Source organism: Aliirhizobium cellulosilyticum, from assembly GCF_014198105.1.
GTDB classification, from domain to species: Bacteria; Pseudomonadota; Alphaproteobacteria; order Rhizobiales; family Rhizobiaceae; genus Neorhizobium; species Neorhizobium cellulosilyticum.
Genome location: NZ_JACIGW010000019.1, coordinates 1 through 18716 on the forward strand (window position 1 = coordinate 1; position 18716 = coordinate 18716).

An 18716-nucleotide genomic window follows, 5' to 3' on the forward strand; every position below is an offset into this window, starting at 1 on the left:
ATAGAATGCTGGCCTCCATCCAGCCAGCATCAGTGAATCAGAACACAGGTGATTTGGGTATCCGAAACGATTCAGAAATACGAGGAAACGCTCTAGAATACGGACAGACATCCCCCGCCCTGGTCTTCGTCGACGACGCCTTGATCGAGATCAATCTTCTTCCGGAGATCTCCGGCGGTCTGTTTCTCGATGGCCTCGATCTGATGGCGAAGGAGCGCGATGTCGTCGCCGCCCTGCGCAAGCGCGACGATGCCGCAAAGGAGCGAAACGGCCTTATCATATTTCCGAGGCTGGGCATCGCCCTCTCAGGGTTCGAACCTCCACAGGCGGACCAAAAAGCTGTCACCGTATTTGGGCCGAACCATCCCTGGAGCACGCCGTGAAGATGGCTATGACTGTCGTGTCCCACCGGCAGAACCGGATGGGCTAGTTTCCAGCGTTAATGGAAGTTCCGGCTTTTGACCTTCAGTGTGTCTATGTGCAAGTCGGGCACGAAAATGTCGCGGACCTTGTTCGGCTTCGGCCGGTCCCGAGCATCTCCGCCACCCGGCGAACCATGCGCGAACTCGTCGCCCCGTCCCGTTGGATGCCTGAATTCGACATCACGATCGGAAAGCGCTGCGAGGTCTCCGGACAGATCCTCAAGCTGCCTCGCAATCAGATGGACGACCTCGCCCTCGCGCTGGATTTTTCCATGGATGGCCATCATGCTCGCTCCGAGCACGACGCGCCGCCGCTTTTCGAAGAGGCTCGGCCAGACAACGATGTTGGCGATGCCGGTCTCATCTTCGATCGTGATGAACATCACGCCCTTGGCGCTTCCAGGTTTTTGGCGGACGAGCACCAGTCCGGCGGCGCAGACAAAACTCTTGTCCCTTGCATTCATCGCGTCTGCGCAGGTGACAATCCGGCGTTCGGCGAGATCGCGGCGAAGGAATGATATTGGGTGCTCCCTGAGCGTGAGCCCGACATGCGCATAGTCCTCGACGACGTTATGGCCTTCTGTCATCTGCCTGAGCGTAACCTCCGGCTCCTGTTGTTCGGTCACGGCCCTCTCCTCCCGAGCCGCGGCCGCGGCGAACAGCGGAAGCGGTTCATCGCGAAGGGCCTTGATTGCCCATAGAGCATCACGCCGTTCGAGGCCAAACGCCGGCCGGAATGCGTCGGCCTCGGCCAGCTGGACAAGCGCCTCGGCCGGCACCTCCGATCGTCGCCAGACATCATCGACAGTCTCGAACGGCCGCTCCATACGGGCGGCAACAATCCGCGCGGCGTCTGCGACCGCCAATCCATCCACCTGGCGCATACCGAGCCGGATGGCGTGGCGATCAGAGCCGGGGATTTCCTCGAGCGTGCAGTCCCATCGCGAGTGCTGAACGGAGATGGGGCGCACTTCGACGCCGTGCTTGCGCGCATCACCAATGATCTGAGCCGGCGCATAAAAGCCCATCGGAAGGGAGTTCATCAGTGCGGCGGCGAAGGCGTCCGGGAAGTGGCATTTGATGAAGCAGGATGCGTAGGCAATCAGAGCAAACGAAGCAGCATGGCTCTCCGGGAAGCCATAGGAGCCGAAACCTTCAAGCTGCTTGAACGTTCGTTCGGCGAATTCGCGCGTATAGCCATTGTTGATCATGCCGTCGATCAGCTTGGCCTGGAACCGTGAGACACCACCGGTGAATTTGAACGTCGCCATCGACTTGCGCAGCTGGTCCGCCTCGCCGGCGGTAAACCCGGCACAGACCATAGCAACCTTCATCGCTGATTCCTGAAACAGCGGCACGCCCAAGGTCTTGCCGAGCACGGCTTCGAGCTCAGGCGTCGGGTATTCAACCGGCTCCTTACCCTCGCGGCGGCGGAGGTATGGATGCACCATATCCCCTTGGATTGGCCCGGGTCGGACGATAGCCACCTGGACAACCAGGTCGTAGAACGTCCGCGGTTTGAGCCGTGGCAGCATCGACATTTGTGCTCGGCTCTCGACCTGAAACGTTCCGAGTGTATCGGCCTTGCGGATCATCGCATATGTGGCGCTGTCCTCCTGCTTGACCCTGGCGAGATCAAGATCCTCTCCCTTATGCTCCCGGATCAGGTCGAACGCCTTCTGCATGCAGGTCAACATGCCGAGCGCCAGCACGTCGACCTTCATCATTTTCAGCGCCTCGACATCGTCCTTGTCCCATTCGATTACTTGACGATCTTCCATGGCGGCTGGCTCGATCGGCACGAGGTCGTCGAGACGCGAGCGTGTCAGCACGAAGCCGCCGACATGCTGACCGAGATGCCGTGGGGCACCCATCAGCTCGCGCGAAAGACGCAGGGTCATCACCAGGCGGTAGTCGTCCGGGTTGAGGTTCAGCTCGCGGACATTGCGCTCGGTAATCTCTTCCGACCATGACCAAAGGCCAGAGGACAATGCCTTTGTCACATCCTCCGGCAGACCCATCGCCTTGCCGACATCTTTGATGGCGCCCTTGGCCCGATACCGGGTGACGGTGCAGACGAGCGCTGCCCGGTCGCGGCCATAGGTCTTATAAATCCACTGGATGACCTCCTCGCGCCGCTGGTGCTCGAAATCGACATCGATATCCGGCGGCTCGTTGCGCTCCTTGGAGACGAAACGCTCGAACAGCAAATCGTTGGTCTCCGGATCGATGCTGGTGATCCCGAGGATGTAGCATATCGCCGAGTTGGCAGCCGAGCCCCTGCCCTGGCAGAGGATGCCCTGGCTGCGGGCGAAACGGACGATGCTGTAGACCGTGAGGAAATAGGGCGCGTAGTCCATTTCCTTTATGAGATCGAGTTCATGCCTGACCGAGCGCAACACCTTCTGGGGAAGGCCTTCGGGGTAGCGGATCGGAATGCAGTCACGGACGCACTGTTCCAGCGACTGTTGCGCATCCAGTCCGTCGATCAGCGCCTCCTCGGGATATTCGTAGGTGAGCTCTTCCAGCGAAAACCGACATTGCTCGACAATCTCCATCGTCCGCGCCAGTGCTTCAGGATAGCGGGGGAAAAGCCGCTCCATTTCCTCCGGAGGCTTCAGATAGCGGTCGGCAAACCGCTCCCTGTCGAAGCCGACCGCATCGATCGTGGTGCCTTCGCGGATGCAGGTGACGATGTCCTGAAGTTGCCGGCGGGACGGTTCATGGAAGAGAACATCGTTGGTGACGACCGTCTTGACCTTAAACTTCGCCGCCATGTTCGATAACTCGTGAAGCCGCATCTGATCGTTCGGCCGCCTTCGGAGACAGAGCGAGACATAGGCCCGCCTGCCGAAGGTGTCTGTCATCTTACGCAGCTGGAGCGCGCACGTGTCGTCCGGGAGATCCGGCACGAGAATGCCGATCATGCCCTCCGCGTATAGTGCGACATCATCGAGGTGGAGGATGCAGTTGTCCTTGCCGCCCCTGCCCTTGCCAAGCGTGATCAACCGGGTCAGCCGCGAATAGGCCGCCTTATCGGTCGGGTAGACGAGGACCGACATACCGTCCTGCAAATCCAGGCGACATCCGACGACGAGACGAAGGCCTGTGTCCCGCGATGCCTCGAGCGCGCGCACGATCCCTGCCAGCGAATTGCGGTCGACCACACCCAGCGCCTCGATGCCGAGTGCTTTCGCGGACGCAAACAGCTCCTGAGCGGAGGATGCCCCCCGCAGGAAGCTGAAATGGGTCGTCACCTGGAGTTCGGCGTAATTCATGCGAAGATCCCGTGCATGAACCACTTGTGCGTTCCGGTGTCCGGGTCCACACCATCGCCGGACCGGAAAATCCAGAAGCGCTCGCCATCATCGTTCTCGATGACGAAATAGTCGCGAACGGCTTCCAGCTCGTTTGGCCGCATCCACCATTCGCCGAAGATGCGCTCCGGGCCGTCGGCCCGTTTGACGCGGTGGCGCTTACCACGCCAGGTGATGGTAGCCGGCGGATAGTCCGGCATCATCGCGATCGCCTGGATCTGCTCCGGTCGGCGGAACAGGCGAACCGGCCGCCGCCAGTGGCTGGCCCAGCCTTCTTGGACTTCGTCCGCAACGGCTGAAACCCGTTGGACGCTGCGCTCGGGGACATCGGAGGCGAAGGGAGCGACCCGGTAGACCCTTTGGCCGCGATTTGCGAACACATCGATCAATGGCGTGATATCGCTGTTCTCTTCCTCGACAAGCGAGGAAACCTTCTGTTCTTGCGCCAAGGGCTCGGCGGCGACGGCCACCAGCGTCAGCTTCTCGATGCCGAAGCCGGGTTCAATCTTTTCGGTTCGGTCACGGAAGAGCTTGGTCAGCCAGGCGATATCGCGCGCGGGCTTGGCCGTCCCTGCCCGTATCGCCTGGATCGTATTATCGACCTTGTGCACGATCAGATCTGCCCGCCGCGCACCGAGGCCGCGCTTCTCAAGCTCGGCAACGAGCTGTACGACCAGTCTGCCGACATACTTGTTGATCGTCTCGGCGGCGCCAATCGGCTCCTGAAACGATCGCGAGACCTCGATTAGATCCGCTGTGCGTATCGGATCGATGGGCTCATTCATGCGTCCGAACATCTGGTCAAGCCTACGTCCGACCTCCGGCCCGAAGCGCAGCGCCAGTGGCGCCCTTGGCGTATTCGAAAGTTCTCCGATCGATTGGAAGCCGAGGACCCGCAGATCCTGCACCACCTTCTCTGGAAGCCTGAGCAAGGAGATCGGTAACTTTTCTACTGCGCGAACAATCTCGCCGCGCGGTACGATGACGGTATCGCGCCTTATTGCACGCACGCAGGCATGCGCCGCGCCCCAGGTGTCTGCGATTGCGACCCTTGCGGTGAGCTTTCTGGCACGGAACATGTTGACGATGCCGGTGATCATCGGCTGCTCTCCACCCTGAAGATGATCGGCACCTTCCGTATCGAGCACGAGGCCATCGATGCCGTCGACTGCCACGATCGGCGAATAATGGCCAAGCGCCCACAACCCCAGGCGATCCAGCGCCAAGGCATCGGCCGCGTGATCCCCATCAACCAGCATAAGTCCCCGAAAGATCGCCTGAGCTTTCGCGGCCGGCATTCCCACCCTAACACCGATCTGTCGGGCGGCCTTATCGATAGCAGACACCCAGCGCTTAGCACCGCTACTGGCGATGACAGCGATCGGGCGGTCATCCGGAATAGCGGGATCGTCCCGTCTGATCCTGTCCGTGGCCAGATCCGGAAGATAGATGGATACGACCCTTGTCATCACACGCTCCGACGTAAAACTCAGCACACTCGCCCGCACGCGATCTCATCAACTCAAGAAACCATTGAGGCCGTCCGATCCCGGGAACCGGGAGCTCTTGCGACGGAAGCACGCTCACCCGCCATCGCGTGGTGGATGCCGTCGGCTGCCCAAAGTCGTTTGCCTCCGTTTGCCGCCGCCATCGCCGTACTGCCAACGCAAAGGTCCCGGTTCGTTCGGCCACAAGCTGAAGCCGTCTGCTTACGACCATAGGCAGCCTCACCATCTCGCCTACGACGGCGCCGAGCCCGCCATACGACAAGGCCTCCTCCATGTTAGCGGCAACATCTTCTTCCCTGTCGCTCTCCACGAAGATCACCCGCTTCGGATGCAACCCCACTTGCGCCAGCGCCGGAAAAAACAGGTCCGGCCGCGTCAGGCACCAGACCACCGGTCCCTTGGTTCTGGCCGCAATCCCGGCTGCAAATAATGCAGCCGCGGCACCATCCACCGTTCCCGAACCGCCGCCCGCAAATTCGTGCAGAGCCCCGTTGGCCAGTCCGCCACCAGGAAGAATGGCGTCGATCTCCGCGATCCCGAAAGGAAGACAGCCCGCTTTCTTCGCGCCCTCCCCTTCGATGGAAGAGATGCGCTCGCGCAGATCAGCAAGGACTTGAGCACGGACAGCCGACATCGATCGCGGATTCCTTCCGGTTCGCGTTGGTTGAAATTGGACGACATCATGCCGCCAGAACAGTTGATGTTCTGTATCTGTTCCGTTACGGAAGAGGAGTCAAGCGGGAGATAAATAGGAATACAGTCTCATGATTTTAGAGATTCTGCGGATTCCGGTTTCGAATCAGGTGACTACGGTCGGCGGTCGGCCACACGGCAGCCAAAAAGAAAATTTGAGAGGACTACGTCCGCTCCCAGAGTCTGGCAGGGCATACATTTGAAGCCTAATCACTTCCCGGTCTTCGATCTCACCACAACGCTGAAGCAGATAAAGGAGCCAATGATCAAGGTCGAGTGCCGGACATGTGGACGGTCAGACGCGCTCGAGCGGAAGGTCCTTGTCCGCAAGCATGGCGCGGGAATGACTTTTGCCCGGTTGCGGCGGATGGCTGCAATGGGGTGCGATCGTCTGATCAGCGCCGATGGCGATCAATGTCACACGTGTTTTCCCTGCCTCCATTCGCCATTGCTTTCACCCGATCACGATTAAAGGGTTGGTCTACGAGCGGATAAAAGCGTCTGCCCGCTTGCCATGACGCTCATCCGCGCCAGATCCCATTCGATGTAAGGAGTATTGGGATGGCCGAAATCAACGACTGGTTGGATGATCGCATCCAGGAGATCATCAACTCACCTGGGTTTAATGAGAACAAGGCAGAGTTTCGCGATCAGGCGAAAATCCTGATCGTGAGCGGCGAGGCTGAAGGTTTTACGGTCGCCCAAATCAAGGAAGCTTGCGGAGGAGATGTCGAACGATATCTGCTTGATCAGCAAAATGCGATGACCGACGTCGAGCTCCAGCGGAAGATCGACGAAGATCCTTGAGGCGCAACGCCTGCAACGGTTGGTTGCGCCTCTCGCTGCCGGCCTCGAGACCAGCACCTACGGCATGCCGCGGCAATTCTAAGGAGAGCAGTGATGGTCAAACGACTGGGCCGATGCCTGTGCGACAAGGTGACATACAGTGTCGACGGTGAGCCGATACGCGTCGGAATCTGCCATTGCACTGACTGCCGGCAGGAAAGCGGTTCGGCATTCACCTTTTTCGGCATCTGGCCCGCTTCCGCGTTTGAGACGTCCGGTGAGACGGATCAATACGCGGGGCGCCAATTCTGCCGATGCTGCTCCCGGCTGTTTGCCTATGATGCCGAGGAAGCCGAAATCAAGCTCGGAAGCCTACAGGATGCACCGAGCGGTCTAGCGCCCACTTACGAGCTTTGGATCAAGCGCCGTGAGCCATGGCTGCCTGCACTGCCAGGCGCTGAACAGTTCGAGGAGGACCGAATATATGGGGAGGAAACCAAATGGATAATGCATCAAAAGAACTCGCCGATGAGTACCGGCGCCTTGGCGGGCGCCGTGTCGCGGTGATTGACGACAACCTTGGATCCTCGCGCGACTGGGACGGGGATCCACCTGAAGCCGACGCATTCTGGAAGGCAAAAATTGCCTCATTGTCCGACCGGGATCGGCGAGATGTCGAGACCTTCCTACCATCTTTGAACGACGAAAGTGATGAGCCGACGAAATAGGGGATGCAGTGCATGGATGTCGAGGCCGTCACCTTTCACGCTAGCGACTGGGTCCCTAACAACCAAGAGCTTCCAGTGCTGGTCTATAACGCCCCTATCCCTGATGGTGGCTTCGAAAGCCTGTTTGCAAGAAATGGATGGGCGGGCATCTGGACGAATGGCGTGTTCACCTACCAGCATTACCATTCGGGTGCCCACGAGGTGCTGGGTGTCGCCTCCGGCAGCGCTACCTTACTTATCGGCGGCCCCGGCGGCCGTGAGTTTGCCTTGAAGGCAGGCTCCTGCCTCATCTTGCCCGCGGGAACGGGCCATCAAAACCTCGGATCATCTGCCGATTTTCAAGTTGTGGGCGCCTATCCGCCCCGTCAACACGCCGATATCCAGACGTCGGCAGCGACCGAAGAAATGGTGGCCAAGATCAAAGGCCTGCCCCTGCCCGACACCGATCCTGTCCAGGGACCCTACGGAGCTCTCACCAAGCTGTGGCGTAAATCGACGACGGCATGATCAGGCGACAGCTTTTGTCAGCTTCTCCAGCCGCTTGATGGCCTGGGCCAGCGGCCTTTGCCCGTCGCAATAATCCTGCCAAGCCGTGCTCTTCTTCAACAGGTTCGGCACGGTCCTCACCGTAAATCGCTTCGGGTCTAGGTCAGCTTTAACCTGCGTCCAGGAGAGCGGCATCGAGACTGTCGCACCAGGGCGAGCCCGCGGTGACAACGGCGCCACTGCCGTCGCCATGCGATCGTTGCGCAGATAATCGAGGAAAATGCGACCCTCGCGTTGGTTCTTGGCCATCTTGATCAGGTAGAGGTCCGGGTTGTCGAGGGACATCTGCTCGCAGACGTCATGGGCAAAAACCTTAGCCTCGTCCCAGCTCAGTTTCCTGCCTTTTGGCGCCGCCAAGGGCGTGACAACATGCAGGCCCTTGCCGCCCGTCGTCTTGCAGAAGCTGACGAGGCCAAGGTCCTCGAGGCGATCACGGATTTCCCGCGCCGCTTCGACGACGGTAGAAAAGCCGACGTCTGGACCGGGATCGAGATCGAAGACCAACCGTCCGGGGACTTCCGGCTGGTTGGGCTCACAGTTCCATGGATGAAGTTCGACGCCGCCGATCTGGGCGATGGCCGCCAGCCCCTCCACCCTGTCGATCTGCAGGTAAGGCTTCTTGTCGCCGAACACGGTAACGAGTTCGAGCAGGTTCGACGTCCCCGGCATGGCATGGCGCTGGAAAAACTGCTCACCACCAATCCCATCCGGCGTGCGGATAATCGAACAGGGCCGACCTTTGATGTGGTCGATCAACCATGCGCCCACAGCCTCATGATAGTGCGCAAGATCTAGCTTGGTGACCGGCTGGTTGTCGCCGGCATCCGGCCAAAGCGGCTTATCAGGGTTGGAGATCATCACGCCCATCACGTCCACCTTCGTTCCTTTGCGCAATCGCTTCGGGGCCGGCTTGGCGGTTTCCGGATCTGGCACCTCGTTTTCGACCGGAGATGCCGGTGTCTCGGCCTCGACCTCGCCGGCCGGCTTGTCTTCCCGCAAACCTTTGAATGCTGCCTGCCTCACCTGACCGTCGGCGGTCCAACCGGCAAACTCGATCTCTGCAACAAGTTCTGGCTTGAGCCAGACGATATCGGTGGTCTTCTTCGGCGCGCCGATACCGGTGAAGGGCGATTTCGAGGTCTCCATCTCCTTCAGTTTTGGCAACAATGTCTCAACAACCTTCGCGCCATACCCCGTGCCGACCCGGCCGACATAGACGAAATGATTGCCGCGGTTGACGCCGACAAGCAGCGAGCGGAACCGGCCGGTGGTCTTGGCATAGGCGCCGATTACCACCTCATGGCCCGCGCGGCATTTCGACTTTGCCCAAGTGTCTGAGCGGCCGGACTGATAGGGTGCCTTTGCCTGTTTTGAAACAATACCTTCCAATGAAAGACGACAGGCGGACTTCAGCACTGCATCACCACCGGTCTCGAAATGTTCGACGAAGCGAACAAGCGGATCGTTGCCAGCGTCGGAGAGAAGCGCCGCTAATCTGTCCTTTCGCTCGGTCAGCTCCAATTCGCGCAGATCCTCATCTCCGGCGAAGACGAGATCGAAGGCGAAGTAAACGAGATCATCCGTCTTGCCCTCCGATAGCGCCGCCTGAAGAGCGGCAAAATCGGGTGCGCCGTTTTCGTCCAGCGCGCAGATCTCCCCGTCGATAATGCAATCGGGAAGAGAAGACGCTGCCGAGGCAATAGCCGGCCATTTTTTCGTCCAGTCGAGACCCTTCCTTGTCTTCAGCGTGACCTCGCCGTTTTCCACCCGCATCTGGATCCGGTAGCCGTCGAATTTGATCTCATGGATCCAGCCTTTGCCGGAGGGTGGGCGATCCAGCGTCTCGCAAAGCTGGGGCGCAATGAAGTCCGGCATGGCCGATGAAGGGCGTTCGACCGCGGTCGGTTTCTTGGATGCTTTTGGCTTAATGTTACGGCCGGCCTTGCGCTCCTCGGCCGCCAGACCCTGGCTGCTGTCCCAGACGGCATCGGCGGCGACCGCCGCTTCCGTTAAGTATGAACGGCGTCGGTTTGCGGCCCTTGCCGGAAGCAATGGTCTCCATAGTTCGGCCTGACGCAACGGATTTGAGGTTTTTCTCAAGCACGGCCGCGCCATCTCCGTCGACGGAGAATTCGTCGTGATGCTTGATCAGCAACCAGTTGATCCGCTTGCCGCCGTCGCGGTCGTGGCGCATACGAACAAGCACGAAGCTGCCATGCAGCCGATCGCCCTTCAGCGTGAACTTGAAATCGCCTTTCGCCAGTGCGTCTTCCGGGGACCGGTTGCCTTCCGGCTCCCAGTAGCCGCGATCCCAAAGCATCACCGTACCACCGCCATACTCGCCCTTGGGAATGGTGCCTTCGAAATCACCATAGTCGAGCGGGTGATCCTCGACCTCTACGGCCAGCCGCTTGTCGCCGGGATCGAGGGATGGTCCTCTGGTCACCGCCCAGGATTTGAACACGCCATCGAGCTCGAGGCGAAGATCGTAATGCAGCCGAGTGGCGTCGTGCTTCTGGATCACGAACCGCCGGCGGTTCGATGATCTGACTTCAACGTCTCCGCTTGGTTCTGCGGTTTTCTTAAAGTCGCGCTTGGCACGGTATGTCGAGAGGTTGTCGGCCATCGGCTCGCTAGTCCTTGAGCTCAAACGAGTGGGGCCGGCATTATGCCGGCCCCACAAACTATTCAGCGTCCAGACACGCGGATCGCCCCGGCGTCACCGAGGCTGCGTTGAACAGCCGCAATCTGGTCGGAAGCGATATCGGCCGAGACCTCGATCTCCCCTTCTAGTGCAGCGTCATCACGTGATCCGCCCTCGTGCGACGCGTCGCCACCGGAAGGCTTCGAGCCCGTTGTGTTTCGATCGGTCGCAGACTGAATGAAGATGTCTGGGCGCGAGATCCCGTGCTGCTGCACCAGGTGCTCGACGGCAAGGTCTGCTGCTTCGCGCGTATCAAACGTTGCGCGGATGGTGGTGGTACTATCGTCAGCCATGAGGCTCGCTCCTGTTTCCTAAGGTCACAGCTACAAACGCGGGGAAGAGCGGCTGGTTTCGTTGACCGACGATGATTGAAACAAACGGAACCTTACGCCTCAGCAAGTGTTCGTGGATTGAACCCAGGAGGACACCAATGACCCCGCCGAAATCCCCAGCAGTTGAGGCTCTTGAACAAGAACAAGCCCGACAGTCCCGCGATGTTGGATCTGAACTCGAGGATGGTCTCAAGTCCACATTCCCGGCCTCCGACCCGGTCTCGGCGACAACAACCTCCAACCCAACCGGGATCGCGCCGTCTCCCTCAAATGAGGTTGGCTTTGGCTCGGACGCACCGCTCGTCGATAAGGCTCTGGCAGCGACGAGCGAGCCCGAGCAGACCGATGGGACGACATTTGCATCTTCCCGCGAAGAGCTTGAAGCTCTGAAGGCGGAGATTGCGCGACTGCGGGAGAGCGCCAGCGAGATTGGGTCGGCGACGGTGCGCGTCGCGAAGGCGCAAGCCTCTGACGTACTCGTTGACCTGAAGCAGCGCATCCGTGCCAAGCCATTGCCGGCGGTTGGTATCGCCGCCGTCATCGGCTTCGTCTGGGGCATGACGCGTTGATGTGACCTCAAGGAGCGCAGACCGCCCAAAATGAACCCAAATGGAGGAAAAAATGGCCAATCCGGAAGACGATGCAAAAGGTCAATACGCGCCGTCCCAGGCGGATCCACATGCATCCGGCGTCCACAGCGCCAAGCCAACTGTAATCACCGGATCCGAGGATGCGACCGAACATAAGGTCCCGCCCGGTCAGAAAGGCCCCAAAAAGGATTGGGACATAAATTTCGATCCCGCAGAAAGCAGTTCGGAAAAAAAACGCTAGGTTACGAACTAGATTCCGAAACGTTCGCCGGAAGAGGACGCCACTATGACCGACGACAGCCCAGACCCGACCAGCGATGCTGCGCGCATCAACCCCGCAGTCGCGGACAAAGATCGCGAGAAGCTGAAGAAAGCGGCGGAGGATGGGCTGCGTGACACTGAGGGCAAATTACCCAAGGACGAAGTCTAGATCCCCGCGAATTGAAAGCGGGCGCTACTCGACAGTCCGAATGCGGCTTTTCGACCCTCGTCATAGAAGCCAGCAACGGCCAAAAATTGACTTTCGTACGACACCGTACCGTCGACACAGTATCCATATTACGACGGAACAACGTCTGCGAGATCACGTTATCGGCCCGCGCACGGCAGGGCATCACCGTGCGCGGCTTCCCGTAACTCAGGAGAACTATCATGGCAGAGAAGACCCTGGACGACCTGTTTCTCGATACGCTCAAGGATATCTACTACGCCGAGAAGCAGATCCTGAAGGCATTGCCGAAAATGGCCCGCGCCTCACAGTCCCAGGAAGGCAAGGCAGCTTTTCTGAAGCACAAGGAACAGACGGAAGGCCAGATCGAACGGCTCCAGCAGGTGTTCGAGCTGATCGGCAAGCCGGCGCGCGGCAAGACCTGTGAAGCCATCCAGGGCATCATTGCAGAGGCCGAAGAGATCATGGACGAGTTTAGGGGATCCGTTGCCTTGGACGCCGGCCTGATTTCATCCGCGCAGGCCGTCGAGCACTATGAGATTGCCCGCTACGGCACGTTGAAAAGCTGGGCGAAACAGCTTGGCCTGACCGAAGCCGTCGAGCTGCTAGATGCAACCTTGCAGGAAGAGCTCGAGACCGATCAGCTTTTGACCCAGCTCGGCGAAACATCGGCAAACCCCAAGGGTTCGAAGAAGGCCGCGTAATGTAACCGGGGCCGCGCAGGAAAGCGCGGTCCCGCTGCAGCTAAGGGAGGAAGCATGGAAACCGAACGCGACGACTGGGTTGCCCGAAGGGCATACGAACTTTGGGAACAGGCCGGAAACCCAGACGGGCAGGAGCACGAGCACTGGGCGCAGGCAAGCGCTGAATGGGACGAGAAACGTGCCATCTCGCCGAGCGGCTCCTGGGACGACGAAGCCGAATAAGCCGTGAGCGTCCCGAATGACCATACCTGACATGAAAATCGGCCCTCTGAGTTTTTATTCGGAGGGCCGATTTTGTTGTGCGTACCAACAGCTTCCTGGTCGCAGCAACGAAGCCTGTCACAGCCTGGATAGCGAAAAGCCCGCCAAGGCGGGCTTTTTTAGTTTTTACAACTTCCGAACGCTCAGCGAGATTTCTTGTAAAGTTTTTCGGCGATCTCGAACATTTCCTCGGGAGCATAGTCCGGAGTGAAAGCCGACGGTACGCCGACAAGCTGCTGGATCTTGCCACCATCCGGCATCCCATCGACGACCTCGAGTTCGCCTGGAGGATCACCCGGCAGCGCGACTTCGTCGTTGCTCCAGATCCCCGCAATCTCCTTGTAGTCGTTCGGGCTCCAGGTGTAGAGGCGCCGATGCGACCCTTCGTCGAGATACTTTTGGCACTCGGAAATGTTGGCAAGCGGGATGTTGGGGGTGGGCAGGAATTTCTTCACGTCCACGCCGGTGATCTTCTCCAGCGCCAGCGCGTAGGCATGCGCATGCACCGAACCGCGAACGAGAAGATAGCCGCAGACTTCTCGACCCGTCGGGTCGGTCACGGTCTCATAGACGCGCAGCTTATGAAGGCGGGCGCCGCATTCCAGGTGGAAGTTGTGCAGCAGATCGAGAACGACATTGCCAGTCGTGGTGATGAAATCGTTGTTCCAGGATTGGCCGTTGCTGTTGATCGGCATCGCGCCGCCGCCGCCCGACAGAAAACTTGCGGCCAAACGGATATCTGCCATATCCTTGAACGGAGCACCGGATATGTCTCCACCGTCGCCTTCATCACCGTTGGGGATGTCCGGACCATTGTTCAGCATCGCGACGCCGTTACTGACGAGCTCGACATGCCCAAGTTCTTCTGCCGTGATGCTTGCAACCAGGCTGTAGAAGGGCTTGAGCTTCGACTTCGAGCGGAAGTTAAACGACTGGAACATGTAGTTCCCTAGCGTCGACATTTCCCCGTATTTGCCGCCAAGCAATTCTTGGAGGGCGGCTGCAGCATTTGGATCCGCAGCTTTCGGTGCGGGCAGCTCCGCCTGGAGCTGGTCTACTCTCATGAACATGAGAATTCCTTTCGGTTGGAGACAAGCGCCCAACCTACGGCGATCGCGATAGTTCCTCAGATTATGCGAGTGTACGATATCGTACTGGATTTAATTCGCATCACTCCAAGCGCATGACGTCCTTGAACCGAATGATGTCAGCAATATCGCCATCTTCCGTCGTCAGCTCGAATGCCTGCCCGTCGATGACATCGCCACGCAGGAGCCGTTGCGCGAGAAGTTCTCGGGCGGAGTTGGCGGCTTCTCTCCGCGCAGCTTCAAGCGTTTCGAATTCCGCGCCCTCGGGATCGTGCGCCAGATCCTGTCCGTCTCGAATATGGAAATAGTACTTCGGCATGCAAAGTGCTCCTTGGTTTCCCGCTACCAACTTTGGAAACCGTCTAAGGTTTCGACAATCGCGGAAGTTTTTGGCAACGTTGTATGATCCGGCTATTTGAGCCCCAAAGCTCCGTCCTCGCACATCCCACGTGACCTCTTCTGCGCAAAGCACGGTCAATAGCTGAAAGGCTTTCCGAAGAGGGGAGTTACGTATCAGAGCCATGCTGAACAGGAAGACGCTCGCGAGAACGAGCTCTCCTGTTCAATCGCTACGGAAACAAACGAGATCAGCTGTGCTGAAGGCGGGTGCAGCTATATCGCGGCCAGCGCTTGATCCGGAAAACAGTCAATGACGACGTCATCGCCTTTGCGGTCACCAGCGATCGTAGCGACCCGCATGAACTCTAACCAGAGTAACCATTGTTTCTTCCATACGCGCTGATGTAGACGAAAAGACCCCCCAGGAACGGGAGTTCTGTCGTTCTGGCATTGGCGCCGGCAGATCGCGGAACAGTTACCGATCCCGCCGGTTAAGCCTCCGTCATTCAACCGGAGGAATATCATGACTGAAGAACAACGCCGCCCGCTGCCACCTTATCCCGAACAGCAGCAACAGCCGCCGGGCAAAACCGCGTCGATGCAACCAGTCCCGGATCATGGCGAGAAATCCTATCGCGGCAATGGAAGACTCGAAGGCAAGGTCGCGCTGATCACCGGCGCAGATTCGGGGATTGGCAAGGCCGTGGCCATTGCTTTCGCGCGTGAAGGCGCCGATGTCCTAATCTCCTATCTCAACGAAGACGACGATGCCGCCGACACCGCCAAATGGGTCGAGAACGCCGGCCGTAAGGCGCTTGTAATCGCCGGAGACATCACATCGGAAGACCATTGCCAGGAGCTAGTGGCGCGCGCGGTCGACGAACTCGGCGGTATAGACATCCTGGTCAACAACGCCGCATTTCAGCGAACCTACGACGACATCGCCGATATATCTGCCGACGACTGGGACACGACCTTCCGCACGAATATCTATGCGCCGTTCTTTCTGGCAAAGGCCGCCGCTTCGCATATGAAGCCTGGAAGTGCAATCATCAACACCACCTCCATCCAGTCGCGACAGCCATCCCCGCAGCTTCTCGCCTACGCATCCACCAAGGGCGCCGTTTCCAACTTCACGGCCGGCCTTGCCGAAATGCTCGCTGAAAAAGGCATTCGCGTAAATGCCGTCGCGCCCGGCCCTATCTGGACGCCCCTTATTCCATCCACCATGCCGGCAGAAAAAGCCGCGAAGTTCGGGCAAAATACTCTGATCGGCCGTGCCGGCCAGCCCGCTGAACTGGCTGGCGCTTATGTGCTTCTCGCTTCCGAGCTTGGAAGCTATATGACCGGCGCCGTCATTCCGGTCACCGGCGGCGAAATCATGATTTAATTATTCAGACTCCAGGGCCGGACGGAAACATGTTTCCTCCGGCCTCGGTGGTGTTTCGCATCACAGGCAGAATCTCATCGACGGTGAAAGACCTCACCTCTCAAAATGACGTCAGATACGCTTGAGCCAACCGAGAGGCCAGAACCGAGTCGGCGCCTATCCATTGGGCCGGATCACAACTTTGACGCAGCCGTCCGCTTTGTCCCGGAAAGTCTTGTATGCCTCCGGTCCCTCTTCGAGGCCTATGCGGTGGGTGATCAGGAACGACGGATCGATCTTGCCCTCCACGATCAGGTCCAAAAGCGGCTGGAGATACCGTTGCACATGGGTCTGGCCTGTCTTCAGCGTGAGACCTTTACCCACGACGGCTCCAAGCGGCGCAGGGACTGCCGAACCCACGAAGACACCGGGCAGCGAAACCGTGCCGCCAGGCCGGCAGGCAAGGATCGCTTGGCTGAGGGCGTAGGGCCGTTCGGTTGACGTCAGCTTTGTCTGGAGGATCTCCACTACGCCACCCGCCCCATGGCTTTCCATCCCGACCGCCTCGATCACGGCATCCGGTCCGAGCCCATTGGTGATCGCGAGAATACGCTCCTGCAGGTCTTCATCCGTGTAATCGAGTGTTTCTGCACCAGAGGCTCGGGCAAGGGCTAGTCGTTCCGGCACGGTGTCAATGGCAATGACCCGTTCAGCGCCAAGCAGAAAAGCCGATTTGATGGCAAACAGCCCGACCGGCCCGCAGCCAAATACGGCGACCGTCTGCCCTTGCTTGATGTCGCAGTTTTCGGCGGCCATGTATCCGGTTGGAAAGATATCGGAGAGGAACAGGACCTGTTCGTCGCTCAGGCCGTCAGGCACAACGATTGGGCCAACATCGGCATAAGGAACGCGAAGATACTGCGCCTGACCGCCTGGGAAGCGACCATACATTTCGGAATAACCGAACAGGCCGGCGGTCGGATAGCCGATCTGCTTTGCCTGCTCCGCGCCCGCGGGGTTCGATCGTTCGCACAGCGAGAACTGCCCCCATTTGCACTGCCGGCACTCACCGCAGGAAATTGTGAAGGGCACTACGACGCGATCGCCGATCTTGAGTTTGGAATTGCCGCGGCCGACTTCAACGACCTCCCCCATCGTCTCATGGCCCATGACGTCCCCCGCATGCATGCCGGGAACGAAGCCGCCGTAGAGATGCAGATCGGAGCCGCAAATCGCGCAGCTGGTCACCTTGATGATCGCGTCGCGATCGTCTTGGATTACCGGGTCGTCTACCGTTTCGCAGCGTATGTCGCCGCTACCATGCCACGTAAGAGCTTTCATCTGCGGTCTCTCCCAATTTACGGTCGGTCGTTGCCTCAATCTCATCAGGGCAATCAGCCGCCGTCAGCCCGTCAGGAACTCGCGGCGTGATCAACTGTTCCAGCTCCGTTCGGGCAGAGGATTCCGCATTCGGCCTGCGCGGAAAATAATGGCAAGCGATAGCGCGGGTCTTCAAGGATGCGGGTCCCCTAAGGAAATGGAGTTCGACGGTCCGGGGAGCCTCCGCCTTATGCGCCCCCCGCCTCACCAAGCGCGGAGAGATCGTAACAAGTCACCCGAAACATTCCGATTTCCCCGCATCCGGAACATGTGGTCCACCGGCGAGTTGTGGCCACACTCACGAAGCCGTGATGAATTAGCCGGAGGCTACCATGACAACCCCAGTATCAACCAATCTTCCCCACGATACCCTCCACGACACGTTAAGGGGCGGCGCACCCGCGACGGCGGCATATAACAAGGTGAGCTGGGGCGCGATCTTCGCAGGTGTGGCAATCGCGCTTGCGGCGCAGTTCCTCCTCAATCTTCTCGGCGTCGGTATCGGCGCGGCTGTCCTCGACCCAGCGACGTCCGACAACCCGACAGCAAGTTCATTTTCCATCGGCGGCGGGATCTGGTTCGTGCTCGCGGGCATCATTGCAGCGTTCCTCGGCGGCTACGTTTCGAGCCGACTATCAGGCCGACCAAGCAACTCGACGGGGGGCTATCATGGATTGACCACCTGGGCGGTCACGACCCTTGTCGTGCTCTATCTGCTCACGACCTCTGTCGGAGCGCTGGTGGGCGGTGCATTCAGCGGTCTTGCAAGTGTCGTCGGGGGCGTTGGTCAGACCGCCGCCACCGCCGCCACGACAGCGGCGCCTGCACTTGCCAACTCGACAAATCCGATGGCTGGGATCGAACAGCAAATCAGGTCTTCAACTGGTAATGACCCCCAGGCATTACAGACTGCGGCTGTGTCCTCCGTGCAGGCTCTGGTGACTGGAGATCAGGCGAAGGCCGAGGAGGCCCGCGCTCGCGCCGCCGACGCCGTCGCAAAAGCCCAGGGCATTCCGGTCGATCAGGCCCGGACCCAGGTCGAGCAGTATGAAAAGTCCTATCGGGATAACATGCAGGCCGCCAAGCAGCAGGCGATCGAGGCTGCCCAGACCGCAACTGCTGCCATATCTGCGGGTGCGATCCTCGGCTTCCTTGCGCTCGCACTCGGTGCGGTCGCGGGATGGTTCGGGGGTTCGTATGGTACGAAGCGCAACGTCGTCGTCTCAGAAACGCATCGCGTCTGATGCAGCCGTCTACGACATCGCCGGAAGCGAAACGCTCCCGGCGATGCTTGTAATCTACTCGCGACGATCGGACCGGGTGGAGATCGGTTGAGGTTGATCAGCCCAATACACTCACGCCTCGCGTTCGAGTCCCCAAATCGGGCCGGCTGTAGCAAGCGCTAGCTTGTCAGTTGCTTAAGTTCAGGCGACCTTGCGGTCGGATTCGAGCCGGAGCGGCGCGCCACCGGACGAAGGAACGCCGATTTCGATCTTGCGCG

The 18716-nt window shown here is 59.4% G+C and carries 18 protein-coding genes and 2 pseudogenes; 11 read left to right on the top strand and 9 right to left on the bottom strand.

Annotation, left to right across the window (positions count from 1 at the left end; all coding sequences use genetic code 11):
* On the top strand, window positions 1-383 hold a 383-nt coding region (locus GGE33_RS27035), incomplete at its 5' end, for a hypothetical protein (protein ID WP_183830504.1).
* Window positions 384-439: 56 nt separating this feature from the next.
* Here GGE33_RS27035 and GGE33_RS27040 read toward each other — a convergent pair.
* From GGE33_RS27040 to GGE33_RS27775, 4 genes are all read right to left on the bottom strand, one after another.
* Entirely contained in the window at window positions 440-3700 is a 3261-nt protein-coding gene (locus tag GGE33_RS27040) for an error-prone DNA polymerase (RefSeq protein ID WP_183830507.1), read from the bottom strand.
* Window positions 3697-5208 carry a Y-family DNA polymerase gene (locus tag GGE33_RS27045; protein WP_183830510.1) on the bottom strand — a complete coding sequence of 504 codons (1512 nt, stop codon included), beginning with the start codon at window positions 5206-5208 and terminating at the stop codon, window positions 3697-3699. The genes GGE33_RS27040 and GGE33_RS27045 overlap by 4 nt, the downstream gene beginning before the upstream one ends.
* A complete protein-coding gene (locus GGE33_RS27050; RefSeq protein WP_183830513.1) occupies window positions 5129-5881 on the bottom strand; it encodes an ImuA family protein in 753 nt (250 codons plus the stop codon). Before GGE33_RS27050 ends, GGE33_RS27045 begins: the two co-directional genes overlap by 80 nt.
* 354 nt (window positions 5882-6235) lie before the next feature.
* Window positions 6236-6361: a hypothetical protein gene (locus tag GGE33_RS27775; RefSeq protein ID WP_281388899.1), complete on the bottom strand. Its 126-nt coding sequence runs from the start codon at window positions 6359-6361 to the stop codon at window positions 6236-6238.
* 140 nt (window positions 6362-6501) lie between these two features.
* Here GGE33_RS27775 and GGE33_RS27055 point away from each other — a divergent pair, with 140 nt between their 5' ends.
* From GGE33_RS27055 to GGE33_RS27070, 3 genes and pseudogenes are all read left to right on the top strand, one after another.
* A complete protein-coding gene (locus GGE33_RS27055; protein ID WP_183830516.1) occupies window positions 6502-6747 on the top strand; it encodes a hypothetical protein in 246 nt (81 codons plus the stop codon).
* A gap of 93 nt (window positions 6748-6840) precedes the next feature.
* Window positions 6841-7206: pseudogene (locus GGE33_RS27060) on the top strand (GFA family protein); the annotation flags it as partial.
* A gap of 260 nt (window positions 7207-7466) precedes the next feature.
* Complete coding sequence (locus tag GGE33_RS27070; protein ID WP_183830525.1) at window positions 7467-7961, top strand: cupin domain-containing protein; 495 nt, start codon at window positions 7467-7469, stop codon at window positions 7959-7961.
* Here the strand turns inward: GGE33_RS27070 and ligD are convergent.
* A pseudogene (ligD, locus tag GGE33_RS27075) lies at window positions 7962-10626 on the bottom strand (DNA ligase D). It lies immediately after the preceding gene.
* A gap of 62 nt (window positions 10627-10688) precedes the next feature.
* A complete protein-coding gene (locus GGE33_RS27080) occupies window positions 10689-10997 on the bottom strand; it encodes a hypothetical protein (RefSeq protein ID WP_148148545.1) in 309 nt (102 codons plus the stop codon).
* A gap of 137 nt (window positions 10998-11134) precedes the next feature.
* Between GGE33_RS27080 and GGE33_RS27085 the strand changes: the two genes are divergently transcribed.
* The 5 genes from GGE33_RS27085 (at window position 11135) to GGE33_RS27105 (ending at window position 13000) form a co-directional block, all read left to right on the top strand.
* On the top strand, window positions 11135-11605 hold the full coding sequence (locus GGE33_RS27085; protein WP_153353698.1) for a hypothetical protein: 471 nt from the start codon (window positions 11135-11137) through the stop codon (window positions 11603-11605).
* 52 nt (window positions 11606-11657) lie between these two features.
* Window positions 11658-11867: a hypothetical protein gene (locus GGE33_RS27090; RefSeq protein WP_148148543.1), complete on the top strand. Its 210-nt coding sequence runs from the start codon at window positions 11658-11660 to the stop codon at window positions 11865-11867.
* A gap of 45 nt (window positions 11868-11912) precedes the next feature.
* Complete coding sequence (locus tag GGE33_RS27095) at window positions 11913-12056, top strand: hypothetical protein (RefSeq protein WP_153353700.1); 144 nt, start codon at window positions 11913-11915, stop codon at window positions 12054-12056.
* 218 nt (window positions 12057-12274) lie between these two features.
* Window positions 12275-12778, top strand: a complete 504-nt coding sequence (locus GGE33_RS27100) for a DUF892 family protein (RefSeq protein ID WP_183830546.1) — start codon at window positions 12275-12277, stop codon at window positions 12776-12778.
* 54 nt (window positions 12779-12832) lie between these two features.
* Window positions 12833-13000, top strand: a complete 168-nt coding sequence (locus tag GGE33_RS27105) for a DUF2934 domain-containing protein (RefSeq protein WP_183830528.1) — start codon at window positions 12833-12835, stop codon at window positions 12998-13000.
* A gap of 182 nt (window positions 13001-13182) precedes the next feature.
* Here the strand turns inward: GGE33_RS27105 and GGE33_RS27110 are convergent, their stop codons facing one another.
* Both GGE33_RS27110 and GGE33_RS27115 read right to left on the bottom strand, forming a co-directional pair.
* Window positions 13183-14109, bottom strand: coding sequence for a manganese catalase family protein (locus tag GGE33_RS27110; RefSeq protein ID WP_183830531.1), 927 nt, complete (start codon window positions 14107-14109; stop codon window positions 13183-13185).
* A 100-nt stretch (window positions 14110-14209) separates the two neighbouring features.
* On the bottom strand, window positions 14210-14446 hold the full coding sequence (locus GGE33_RS27115; RefSeq protein ID WP_183830534.1) for a DUF6894 family protein: 237 nt from the start codon (window positions 14444-14446) through the stop codon (window positions 14210-14212).
* A 543-nt stretch (window positions 14447-14989) separates the two neighbouring features.
* On the opposite strand from GGE33_RS27115, the gene GGE33_RS27120 reads away from it, so the two are divergent.
* Window positions 14990-15856, top strand: coding sequence for a glucose 1-dehydrogenase (locus GGE33_RS27120; protein ID WP_183830537.1), 867 nt, complete (start codon window positions 14990-14992; stop codon window positions 15854-15856).
* A gap of 156 nt (window positions 15857-16012) precedes the next feature.
* On the opposite strand, the gene GGE33_RS27125 is transcribed toward GGE33_RS27120, so the two are convergent.
* Window positions 16013-17176 (bottom strand): zinc-dependent alcohol dehydrogenase, encoded by a 1164-nt coding sequence (locus tag GGE33_RS27125; protein WP_183830540.1) that lies wholly within the window; start codon window positions 17174-17176, stop codon window positions 16013-16015.
* A 371-nt stretch (window positions 17177-17547) separates the two neighbouring features.
* On the opposite strand from GGE33_RS27125, the gene GGE33_RS27130 reads away from it, so the two are divergent.
* Entirely contained in the window at window positions 17548-18459 is a 912-nt protein-coding gene (locus tag GGE33_RS27130; protein WP_183830543.1) for a PhnA-like protein, read from the top strand.
* Window positions 18460-18716: the final 257 nt, after the last annotated feature.

Excerpts from the sequence above, each read along its gene's own strand:
- GGE33_RS27040 (WP_183830507.1), bottom strand. The coding sequence starts at position 3,700 with ATGAATTACGCCGAACTCCAGGTGACGACCCATTTCAGCTTCCTGCGG.
- GGE33_RS27045 (WP_183830510.1), bottom strand. The coding sequence starts at position 5,208 with ATGACAAGGGTCGTATCCATCTATCTTCCGGATCTGGCCACGGACAGG.
- GGE33_RS27050 (WP_183830513.1), bottom strand. The coding sequence starts at position 5,881 with ATGTCGGCTGTCCGTGCTCAAGTCCTTGCTGATCTGCGCGAGCGCATC.
- GGE33_RS27055 (WP_183830516.1), top strand. The coding sequence starts at position 6,502 with ATGGCCGAAATCAACGACTGGTTGGATGATCGCATCCAGGAGATCATC.
- GGE33_RS27070 (WP_183830525.1), top strand. The coding sequence starts at position 7,467 with ATGGATGTCGAGGCCGTCACCTTTCACGCTAGCGACTGGGTCCCTAAC.
- GGE33_RS27080 (WP_148148545.1), bottom strand. The coding sequence starts at position 10,997 with ATGGCTGACGATAGTACCACCACCATCCGCGCAACGTTTGATACGCGC.
- GGE33_RS27085 (WP_153353698.1), top strand. The coding sequence starts at position 11,135 with ATGACCCCGCCGAAATCCCCAGCAGTTGAGGCTCTTGAACAAGAACAA.
- GGE33_RS27090 (WP_148148543.1), top strand. The coding sequence starts at position 11,658 with ATGGCCAATCCGGAAGACGATGCAAAAGGTCAATACGCGCCGTCCCAG.
- GGE33_RS27095 (WP_153353700.1), top strand. The coding sequence starts at position 11,913 with ATGACCGACGACAGCCCAGACCCGACCAGCGATGCTGCGCGCATCAAC.
- GGE33_RS27105 (WP_183830528.1), top strand. The coding sequence starts at position 12,833 with ATGGAAACCGAACGCGACGACTGGGTTGCCCGAAGGGCATACGAACTT.
- GGE33_RS27110 (WP_183830531.1), bottom strand. The coding sequence starts at position 14,109 with ATGTTCATGAGAGTAGACCAGCTCCAGGCGGAGCTGCCCGCACCGAAA.
- GGE33_RS27115 (WP_183830534.1), bottom strand. The coding sequence starts at position 14,446 with ATGCCGAAGTACTATTTCCATATTCGAGACGGACAGGATCTGGCGCAC.
- GGE33_RS27120 (WP_183830537.1), top strand. The coding sequence starts at position 14,990 with ATGACTGAAGAACAACGCCGCCCGCTGCCACCTTATCCCGAACAGCAG.
- GGE33_RS27125 (WP_183830540.1), bottom strand. The coding sequence starts at position 17,176 with ATGAAAGCTCTTACGTGGCATGGTAGCGGCGACATACGCTGCGAAACG.
- GGE33_RS27130 (WP_183830543.1), top strand. The coding sequence starts at position 17,548 with ATGACAACCCCAGTATCAACCAATCTTCCCCACGATACCCTCCACGAC.